Here is an 8,090-nt window from a genome sequence, read left to right on the forward strand (position 1 = left end):
CCACTCAACCACTGCGTCTTGCTCGACAATCCAAAAATAATTGAGAGGCTAGGACTTTTGTCCCAGTCTCTTTTTATGGAAGGTAAGATGGCAATTGGAGTTAGGTTTTGTCTTCAAATTTCAATATTCAAATTAAAAAATTCGACTAAAATAAAAAAATCAGGCGAACCTGATTTTTATTTTTTTCGTTTATTGTAGTAAATTCGGAATCCTTGAATACTAGCAAAGCTAGAACCAATAGCTAAGGCAAACGCAAAGAAGGTATTCATTTTCGTTGCTAAAAAGATAAAACTAAATACAACCGTCAACACACAGAAAATAGCGATATTTAAAAAATATAGCAATTCACTTAATTGAGGTGCGGGTTCAACTTCAGGAGCATAGTCCTCAATAGGGGTTTCTTGGGTTTGTTTGGTTAATTCGATATAATCGAATTCTTCTTCATAGTGTCTTAAATTTCTTACGGGCATTTTCTCTCTCCTAACAGTACTCTATTATTCTATCATGAATTCAGGTATATAAATGTTACAAAAATGTTACAAATTTTACAAAATGAATAAATTTTTCTAGAATATCGGAATTTTTGTTATAATGGTTCTATGAAAAATATTATGATTACAGCAACAGCAGAGAGTGTTGAGCAAGCGCAAGCCCTGATTGATGCAGGGGTTGACCGAATCTATGTCGGTGAAAAAGATTACGGATTACGATTGCCTCAAACTTTAAGCTATGACGAAATAAATCGAATTGCCCAACTGGTCCATGCTGCTGGCAAAGAATTGACAGTAGCTGTAAATGCACTCATGCACCAATCGATGATGGATTCAATCAAGCCTTTCCTAGATTTTCTAAAGGAAATTCAGGCTGATTATATTACTGTCGGAGATGCGGGCGTTTTTTATGTCTTGAAACGAGATGGCTATCCATTCAAAACGATTTACGATGCTTCAACCATGGTCACTTCTAGCCGCCAGATCAATTTCTGGGGAAAACAAGCAGGGGCTTCTGAAGCTGTTTTGGCTCGTGAGATTCCGTCTGCCGAATTATTCGTAATGGCTGAGAATCTTCAGATTCCAGCAGAAGTCTTGGTCTATGGCGCTAGCATTATTCACCATTCGAAACGACCGCTTCTTCAGAACTATTACAACTTTATCAAGACAGAAGAGTCTGTGACCAAAGATCGGGATCTGTTCTTGGCCGAGCCAGGAGATCCAAATTCTCATTACTCTGTCTACGAGGACAAACATGGAACCCATATCTTCTCGAATAATGACTTGAATATGATGACCAAATTGTCTGAGTTAGTTGAACATGGCTTTGATCATTGGAAACTCGATGGTGTCTACTGTCCGGGGGAAAACTTTGTCAAGATTACAGAGTACTTTGTCAAGGCACGTGATTTGATTCAAAAAGGAACATTTACACAGGATCAAGCCTATCTGTTTGATGAAGAAATCCGCAAATTACATCCAGCTAATCGTGGTTTGGATACTGGTTTCTATGATTATGAACCAGATCGTGTAAAATAATAAAAAAACTAGGGCTTCTTCGTTTGTGAGTTTTCCTTTTTCAGGGAACGAAGAGGCTATTCATTATATCGACAATCTTGTAAATTGGAGAAAACATGACAAATACAAAAAAACGTCCAGAGGTTTTGGTACCTGCTGGAACATTAGAAAAATTAAAAGTTGCCGTTAATTATGGGGCAGACGCTGTGTTCGTTGGTGGACAGGCCTATGGTTTGCGTAGCCGTGCCGGAAACTTCACCATGGATGAGCTTCGTGAAGGTATCGAATATGCTCATGCACGTGGCGTAGATGTACACGTGGCTTCGAACATGGTAACCCATGAGGGAAATGAACAAGGGGCTGGTGAGTGGTTCCGTGAATTGCGGGATATGGGACTTGACGCCGTGATCGTCTCAGACCCGGCCTTGATTGAAATCTGTGCAACTTATGCACCTGGACTCAATATTCACTTGTCTACGCAAGCTTCTGCAACCAACGTGGAGACCTTCCATTTCTGGAAAGAATATGGCTTGACCCGTGTCGTCTTGGCCCGTGAGGTATCCATGGAAGAGTTGGCAGAGATCCGTAAGCGTACCGATCTTGAGATCGAAGCCTTCGTTCATGGAGCCATGTGTATTTCTTATTCCGGACGTTGTACCCTTTCTAACCACATGTCTGACCGGGATGCCAACCGTGGTGGTTGTTCTCAATCTTGTCGTTGGAAATACGATCTCTATGATATGCCATTTGGCCAAGAACGCAAGAGTATCAAAGGACAAGTCCCAGAAGAATATTCTATGTCAGCCGTGGACATGTGTATGATCGAAAATATTCCAGACATGATTGACAATGGGGTTGATAGCTTGAAGATCGAAGGTCGGATGAAATCTGTCCATTACGTATCAACAGTTGCCAACTGTTACAAGGCAGCTTGTGATGCCTATATGGAAAGTCCAGAAGCCTTTTATGCCATTAAGGATGATTTGATCAATGAATTGTGGAAAGTCGCTCAACGTGAATTAGCAACTGGATTCTACTACCAAACACCGACTGAAAATGAACAATTGTTTGGGGCACGTCGTAAGATTCCGCAATACAAATTTGTAGGAGAAGTGGTGGACTTTGATCCATCTACCATGACTGCGACGATTCGCCAACGGAATGTCATCAATGAAGGCGACCAAGTGGAATTCTACGGACCAGGCTTCCGTCATTTTGAATGCCAGATCCAAGACTTGCATGATAAGGATGGAGTGAAGATTGATCGCGCACCAAATCCGATGGAACTTCTCACGATCACCGTTCCACAAGAAGTCAAGCCAGGAGATATGATTCGTTCTTGCCAGGAAGGTTTAATCAATCTCTACTCAAAAGATGGGGCAAGTAAAACTGTTCGAGTATAACAAAAAAAGAGAGGGTTAAATCTCTCTTCAGAATATAGAAAAACTCTATTAGGACTAGAAAAACTTCTCCTTTAGAGTTTTTTCTTTATATAATTATGAAAAAAGATTGAAGAAAATTGTCAAAATGGACTTTTTCTTCAATCTGTATAATCAACTTTTAATTGAATGCATTCTGTTTGGTTTTATTCTTTTCCATAAAGGTAACGACTAGCAATTAACCAAGTAGCAATATACATTATCACGTTAACCAAAAATGCGACAACGATAACCATATTCCAATTATGGGATAAATTAGTAGTTAGAATCCCCATAATTGTTGTACCAAAAAGTCCACCAATTTGTTTGTTAGCGTTTAAAGTTGCACCAGCAATTCCAGATAATTCTTGACCAGCAGCTTCCATAAGAATGGTAGTAGTTGCTGGAGTTAACACTCCGATACCAAGGCTCATTAAAGAAAATAAAGGGATTAGGATGTATAGTTGAATTTCATGAAAAAGGACTCCAATTCCAAAAATTCCTGCTGCTCCTACAATGGCAAAAATAATTGAGACAGTAGCGAGGCTTCCCACGGAAAATCGTTTTACAACACGTGCGTAAAATAAATTACCAATAATTAAGACAATCATTCCTGGTAGAATGAGGAGTCCAGAAACCATTGAGGAGAGGTTTAAATAAGTTTGAAAATAAAGTCCTAGCACCAAAACAATACCATATAATGAAATGTTAACTACTAAACCTAACAGATTAGAGACAATAAACTTAGCATTTTTTAATAGTTGGTGGGGAACAATAGGTGCTTTACTTTTTTTATCGTGGACTACTAAACCAACAGTAAATAATATAAACAGGAGAAGAAACAATAAAAGATTTAGGTTACTATAGCCATATTGATTCCCTTCAACAAGGTAAATAACTAGACTTCCGATAGTTGCAACAAGAAATATATTACTGAAAATGTCAATTCTAGTCTTTGGATTGGCAATATTGTTTTTCACAAGAAGTAATATTGAAATTACTGTCAAAATTCCCAATGGAATATTGATTAAGAAAATACCCCTCCATCCGAAGTAGTTAATAATTAGTCCACCAATAAAAGAACCAGTACCGGTTGCAACAGAAATAATTGCTGTCCAAATTCCTAACATACGTGCTCTTTTAGTAGAATCAGGGTATGAAATGAATAAAAGTGCTAATGAACTAGGCATAAACAAAGAAGCACCGAAACCTTGAACGAATCTAAGTATGATTAATGTTTCAATATTTGGTGAAAAAGAGCACCCAAATGAGGCAAGTGTAAAAATTGTCATTCCAAATAATAAAATTCGTTTAGCACCATATTTTGTTGTTAGATTTCCTGAAAGTAGGAGTAAAGAGCCTAAAGCTAGTGTATAGGCGTTAATAATCCAAATGGATTGCTCTAATGAGACGCTCATAGCTGTTTCAATATGGGGAACAGCAAGAACCACTCCGGTTGTATCTAGGACCGCCATAATGTATCCTAGTGAAAGAATAAAAAGTAGATAAGCTGGCGCTTTTGTATTTGTTTTTTTCATCAAGCTTCCTCCGTTATTTCATCAAACCAATTTTCATTTATCAATCAAAAGCAATATATTTAACTTTCTGAAAATATTTTACTTGAGTATATCCAGTGCCAAAGTATCTTCCATCAGCGCAACCGAGAATATCTTTGATACGGTCAAACTTAGTTGTAATATCCATAGTAATTTCCCCTTTCAAATGATATAATTAGCTTATCATGTAATAATTTCTGAAACAAGAAGGGAAAAAAAGTATAGTAACTATCAAAAAAGGAGGAAATGAATGGAGACTTGCAAGAAGCAATCTTTGAAAAAATCAATTTGTCCAGCAAGAAGGGTCTTGAATTTACTAAAAGGTAAATTTACTCTTGAGATCTTATCTGAAATTATTGATGGTAATATACATTATAGTAGTCTTTTGCGTAGTGTAGAAGGTATTAATCCTAGAATATTAGCTCAACGATTACATGATTTTGAGCAAGAAGGTATTTTATCAAGAAAAGTTTTACCGACATCGCCTCCACAGGTTGAATATAAAATGACAAAAAAAGGTATTGCTCTAAGAAGTATCGTTGAAGAAATGAAAAAATGGGAGCATACTTATGGTGATTAGAGATTAGATTGAATTTACATAATTTATTACTAATATTTTTCTTTAAATAGATAATGTAATTATGAAAGATTTGGTGACCTTTTTAATCAAGGCAACGTCAATACTAGTAGTATGTACTGGAACTTTAACTTTTTACTAGGTTCAAAAGTTAAAGTTAAAATTTGATAGAATTTTTTTGATACTCTAATAAATTTAGAAATGAGATTAAAAGTAATAAAAACAAACGCCAAAAATGACGTTTGTTTTCAATATAAAAGAGAGGGTTAAACCTCTCCTTTTTGTTGAGCGATGCGAATATTATTGGGGACCAAACTGATTTTCTGGATCTCAGAAATCCGGATAATCGTGGACATACTCTTTTTAAAATTTTTCACGATCAGTTGTCGGCGTTCTTGGTCATACTTGACAATGTCGCCTGTAAAACTCTTATTTGAAAAAATAACATGTACCCCTTGTTTTTTTCGCAATGCTTGTTGAATGATGTCAATAATTCTCTCATCTTCTAATGGGGCAGGGGTACTGACTTTTCCATTGAAAAATTCATTTGCTCGGTCTTTAACGATCTCGAGAAATTTTTTCATAGCTAAATTCTCCATAACTTGATACAATATATTATAGATAATTTAAACGATTTTGTAAATGATTTACGAATATTAGAGATGAGAAGGCAAGAAAGGAGTCGTGAAATGGCAGAATTTTCATTCCAAATCGAAGAACATTTGCTGGTCTTGTCAGAAAATGACAAGGGTTGGACCAAAGAATTGAACCGTGTGAGTTTTAATGGTGCTCCTGCTAAGTATGATATCCGGACCTGGAGTCCCGACCATACAAAAATGGGGAAAGGCATTACACTCACAAACGAAGAGTTCCAAGTCATGCTCGATGCATTTAAAAATTAAGAAAAGGGGTCCTTCAAGGACTTCTTTTTTGTTATAGTCTAAGGCTATATAGATATCAAAGATATTAGATTATCCCAAACCCTTGTTTATCAGGTGTTGGACTGCTATAATGGTTGCATTGATGAATTAATGTAAAACTTATAGGAAAGAGGGAATCATATTGACACATACACATGCACCTTATCGCGTAGACCATGTTGGTTCATTTCTTCGTCCAGCTACTTTGGTTCAGGCTCGTGAAGATTTCGCAGCTGGAAAAATCAGTCAGGCTGACTTAACAAAAGTAGAAGATCAGGCGATTCGTGACCTCGTTGAAAAAGAAATTGCCGCTGGTCTGAAGTCAGTAACTGATGGAGAATTCCGCCGAGCTTATTGGCATTTGGATTTCTTCTGGGGCTTTGGGGGCATTGATCATGTCCAAGCTGCTCAAGGCTATCAATTCCATGATGAAACAACCAAGGCGGACTCAGCGCTTGTCGTTGGAAAAATCACAGGAGCCAATCATCCATTTGTAGAGCATTACAAGTTCTTGCGGGATCTTGTGGCAGATGTAGATGGTGTAGAGGCTAAATATACCATTCCAGCACCTGCGCAATTCTATTTTGAATTGATCCGTGATGCAGAACATGTAGAACAATTGAATACCATCTATCCTGATTTTGCGGCTGTTCGTGAAGACATCAAGCAAGCCTATCTTCAAGTGATTCAAGATTTGTATGATGCAGGTCTTCGGACCCTTCAAGTAGATGATTGTACTTGGGGTGTCTTGGTAGATGATAATTTCTTGACGGCTTGGGGAGCAGCTCAAGGCAAGTCAAAAGATGAGGTTCGCCGGGAACTCGCTGATCTCTTCTTGACCTTTAACAACGATGTCTACCAACATGTTCCAGCTGGTTTGACCGTCAATACGCACGTTTGTCGTGGGAACTTCCATTCCACTTGGGCTTCATCAGGTGGCTATGCGCCGATTGCCAAAGAACTCCTTGGAGAAGAAGCCGTTAATGCTTACTTCCTAGAGTTTGATACCGATCGGGCTGGTGGTTTTGAACCACTTGCAGAAGTAACCCCTGGTAAAGGAGTGGTGTTAGGCCTCTTGACATCTAAGAGTGGTCAACTGGAGAATAAGGACGAAGTGATTGCTCGTATTAAAGAAGCGAGTCAGTATGTACCGTTGGAAAATCTTTACCTGTCTACTCAGTGTGGCTTTGCTTCGACAGAAGAAGGAAACATTTTGACAGAAGAAGACCAATGGAAAAAAATCGGTTTGATTAAGGAAATTGTCGCTGAAGTTTGGGGCGAATAAGGAGGAAGAAACATGTCAGATTTACTAAGTATTTATAAAGAATTGCAAGCTAAAAAATGGGTGGACTTGAGTCACCAAATCAATGCGGAAAGTCCACACTTCCCAGCCCTTCCTGCTTTGCAACAAGAAGATCTTTTCACATTAAAAGATGGTTTCCATGTTCAAAAATTTACAGTGGTTGGTCAATACGGAACGCATATTGATGCACCGATTCACTTTGTAGAAGGTGGTCGTTGGTTGGATGAGATTGACCTCAAAGATCTCCTCTTGCCACTCTATGTTATCGACAAGTCTAAAGAAGTTGCTGCCAATCCAAACTTTATCTTGAGTAAACAAGATATCTTAGACTTTGAGGCAGAGCATGGACAAATTGCTGAGGGTGCTTTTGTTGCCTTCCGCAGTGATTGGTCAAAACGTTGGCCAGATCAAGATGCTATGCGTAACCTAGATGAAAATGGGGTTCAACAAAGTCCAGGATGGAGCCGTGAAGCCTTGGAATTCTTGATTCATGAACGCCATGTTAAGGCTGTGGGTCATGAAACCTTCGATACAGATGCAGGTATTCCAGCAGCAGAGCATGGCTTGGTCAATGAATACTACCTCTTGGAACAAAATATCTACCAAGTTGAAGTCTTGAACCAATTGGACCAAGTTCCAGCTGTAGGTGCCTTGATTTCGATTGCTTTCCCTCACTGGGACAAGGCAACTGGTTCACCTGTCCGTGCCATTGCCATCTTACCATAAACAAAGAAAAAGAGAGTGGGACAGAAATCGGTAATTCGTTAGAATTCGATTTCGTCGTCCCACCTCCGCACAGTTGAGTAGG

Annotated in this window: 10 protein-coding genes; 6 read left to right on the plus strand and 4 right to left on the minus strand. The window is 38.4% G+C overall.

Going from position 1 to position 8,090, the window contains the following annotated elements:
- Positions 1 to 176 precede the first annotated feature (176 nt).
- The gene (locus tag ADH92_RS04440) at positions 177 to 470 is read right to left on the minus strand and encodes a DUF3270 family protein (protein WP_049497399.1); all 294 of its coding nucleotides are present in this window, start codon (positions 468 to 470) and stop codon (positions 177 to 179) included.
- Between the two features lie 129 nt (positions 471 to 599).
- Between ADH92_RS04440 and ADH92_RS04445 the strand changes: the two genes are divergently transcribed.
- Positions 600 to 1,529, plus strand: a complete 930-nt coding sequence (locus ADH92_RS04445) for a peptidase U32 family protein (RefSeq protein ID WP_049497401.1) — start codon at positions 600 to 602, stop codon at positions 1,527 to 1,529.
- 95 nt (positions 1,530 to 1,624) lie between these two features.
- A complete protein-coding gene (locus ADH92_RS04450) occupies positions 1,625 to 2,911 on the plus strand; it encodes a peptidase U32 family protein (protein WP_003002878.1) in 1,287 nt (428 codons plus the stop codon).
- Between the two features lie 182 nt (positions 2,912 to 3,093).
- On the opposite strand, the gene ADH92_RS04455 is transcribed toward ADH92_RS04450, so the two are convergent.
- Together ADH92_RS04455 and ADH92_RS04460 are read right to left on the minus strand one after the other, a co-directional pair.
- Positions 3,094 to 4,464 (minus strand): MFS transporter, encoded by a 1,371-nt coding sequence (locus tag ADH92_RS04455; RefSeq protein WP_049497404.1) that lies wholly within the window; start codon positions 4,462 to 4,464, stop codon positions 3,094 to 3,096.
- A gap of 40 nt (positions 4,465 to 4,504) precedes the next feature.
- Positions 4,505 to 4,630: a 3-hydroxyacyl-ACP dehydratase gene (locus tag ADH92_RS04460; protein ID WP_013903887.1), complete on the minus strand. Its 126-nt coding sequence runs from the start codon at positions 4,628 to 4,630 to the stop codon at positions 4,505 to 4,507.
- Between the two features lie 102 nt (positions 4,631 to 4,732).
- Between ADH92_RS04460 and ADH92_RS04465 the strand changes: the two genes are divergently transcribed.
- A complete protein-coding gene (locus tag ADH92_RS04465) occupies positions 4,733 to 5,062 on the plus strand; it encodes a winged helix-turn-helix transcriptional regulator (RefSeq protein ID WP_013903886.1) in 330 nt (109 codons plus the stop codon).
- Positions 5,063 to 5,325: 263 nt separating this feature from the next.
- Here ADH92_RS04465 and ADH92_RS04470 read toward each other — a convergent pair whose 3' ends face one another.
- Positions 5,326 to 5,658, minus strand: coding sequence for a hypothetical protein (locus tag ADH92_RS04470; protein WP_003008097.1), 333 nt, complete (start codon positions 5,656 to 5,658; stop codon positions 5,326 to 5,328).
- A gap of 90 nt (positions 5,659 to 5,748) precedes the next feature.
- Here ADH92_RS04470 and ADH92_RS04475 point away from each other — a divergent pair, with 90 nt between their 5' ends.
- The 3 genes from ADH92_RS04475 (at position 5,749) to ADH92_RS04485 (ending at position 8,008) form a co-directional block, all read left to right on the plus strand.
- Positions 5,749 to 5,961 (plus strand): YdbC family protein, encoded by a 213-nt coding sequence (locus ADH92_RS04475; protein ID WP_003002541.1) that lies wholly within the window; start codon positions 5,749 to 5,751, stop codon positions 5,959 to 5,961.
- Between the two features lie 160 nt (positions 5,962 to 6,121).
- Positions 6,122 to 7,264 carry a 5-methyltetrahydropteroyltriglutamate--homocysteine S-methyltransferase gene (locus tag ADH92_RS04480; protein ID WP_003015562.1) on the plus strand — a complete coding sequence of 381 codons (1,143 nt, stop codon included), beginning with the start codon at positions 6,122 to 6,124 and terminating at the stop codon, positions 7,262 to 7,264.
- A gap of 12 nt (positions 7,265 to 7,276) precedes the next feature.
- Entirely contained in the window at positions 7,277 to 8,008 is a 732-nt protein-coding gene (locus ADH92_RS04485; RefSeq protein WP_003015569.1) for a cyclase family protein, read from the plus strand.
- Positions 8,009 to 8,090 lie beyond the last annotated feature (82 nt).

Origin of the sequence: Streptococcus parasanguinis (genome assembly GCF_001073155.1) — a bacterium.
Lineage (GTDB): Bacteria > Bacillota > Bacilli > Lactobacillales > Streptococcaceae > Streptococcus > Streptococcus parasanguinis_D.

Coding starts and splice junctions, on each gene's coding strand:
- ADH92_RS04440 (WP_049497399.1), bottom strand. CDS start 470: ATGCCCGTAAGAAATTTAAGACACTATGAAGAAGAATTCGATTATATC.
- ADH92_RS04445 (WP_049497401.1), top strand. CDS start 600: ATGAAAAATATTATGATTACAGCAACAGCAGAGAGTGTTGAGCAAGCG.
- ADH92_RS04450 (WP_003002878.1), top strand. CDS start 1,625: ATGACAAATACAAAAAAACGTCCAGAGGTTTTGGTACCTGCTGGAACA.
- ADH92_RS04455 (WP_049497404.1), bottom strand. CDS start 4,464: ATGAAAAAAACAAATACAAAAGCGCCAGCTTATCTACTTTTTATTCTT.
- ADH92_RS04460 (WP_013903887.1), bottom strand. CDS start 4,630: ATGGATATTACAACTAAGTTTGACCGTATCAAAGATATTCTCGGTTGC.
- ADH92_RS04465 (WP_013903886.1), top strand. CDS start 4,733: ATGGAGACTTGCAAGAAGCAATCTTTGAAAAAATCAATTTGTCCAGCA.
- ADH92_RS04470 (WP_003008097.1), bottom strand. CDS start 5,658: ATGGAGAATTTAGCTATGAAAAAATTTCTCGAGATCGTTAAAGACCGA.
- ADH92_RS04475 (WP_003002541.1), top strand. CDS start 5,749: ATGGCAGAATTTTCATTCCAAATCGAAGAACATTTGCTGGTCTTGTCA.
- ADH92_RS04485 (WP_003015569.1), top strand. CDS start 7,277: ATGTCAGATTTACTAAGTATTTATAAAGAATTGCAAGCTAAAAAATGG.